The following is a 1,078-nucleotide window of genomic DNA, read 5'->3' on the forward strand; positions in this document are numbered from 1 at the left end:
TGTACCGGGTCATGAGGTTGGTGTCAGTCGGCTTATCGGTGGGAGGCCGCCGAGTGCGCTGTGACGTCGTTGAGTGTTGTAGTAGTGGAGCCAGGGGGCAAGGGCTGCGGCGCGCTGGCTATTGGAGGTGAAGACGCGTTTGTAGGCCCATTCGGTTTGCAGCGTGCGGTTGAGGCGTTCGACCTTGCCGTTCTGCCAGGGGCAGTGCGGTTTGATGAAGATCTGGCGGGCACCGAGTTCGGCGCTGACGTCGCGGAGTGAGTATCGGTAGGCCCAGGCATTGTCGGTCATGATTTCTTCGATGGCGGGGATGCCGTGGGCGCTGAAGTAGGCTGCGGCGCGGCGTAGGAATCCTGCGCAGCTGGAGCCTTTCTCATCGGCGAGGATCTCGCTGTAGGCCAGTCGGCTGTAGTCGTCGACGAGTGAGTGGATGTAGTCGAACCCATTGCGCCGGTTGACGTCTAAGCCGGTGTTCCCCCGGCCGTGCGCGCGCCAACCGCCTCCGTCGGGGATCCGGCCCAGCTTCTTAACGTCCATATGCACTAGTTCTCCGGGCCGGGATCGTTCGTAACGGACAGCGGTGGCTTTGGACGAGCGGATTAGCTGACCGGTCATCGGGTCGCAGTCACGCAGATAGGGCACGCCGCGTCTACGCAGCACCCGCGACACCGTGCGGGCACATACCCCCAGCTTCGCGCTGATCTCGTCGGGTCCGCAGCGGTGACGCCGCCGCCAGGCCACGATCTGATTCTCCAAGCTGCCGGCGATCCGAGTGGGCGTCGTGTGCGGACGCGAGGATCGATCAAGCAGGCCCGCCTCGCCCTCGGTTTCGTAGCGATCGATCCAGGTGTGTACGCACTTCCGCGACACTCCCATCGCCTTGGCAATATGGGCTTTAGCCCAACCGGCCTGAAACCGCTGCACGATCAGCAGTCGGCCGTGGAACGTCGTACGGGCATTACGGTGGGACACGAGAACCTCCGGACGGTGGTGGACCTAGACAAGCCACACCTCACCCGGAGGTTCTCCTCACATCAAGCCAACACGCCTGCTACCAACCTCATGACCCGGTACATCT

1 protein-coding gene is annotated in these 1,078 nt (G+C 63.2%); it reads right to left on the reverse strand.

The genetic code is table 11. The features are described 5' to 3' along the window. Positions 1 to 9: 9 nt before the first annotated feature. Complete coding sequence (locus tag CEX87_RS26895) at positions 10 to 972, reverse strand: IS481 family transposase (protein WP_094289884.1); 963 nt, start codon at positions 970 to 972, stop codon at positions 10 to 12. Positions 973 to 1,078: the final 106 nt, after the last annotated feature.

The sequence above is a fragment of the Mycobacterium lehmannii genome, from assembly GCF_002245535.1.
GTDB classification, from domain to species: Bacteria; Actinomycetota; Actinomycetes; order Mycobacteriales; family Mycobacteriaceae; genus Mycobacterium; species Mycobacterium lehmannii.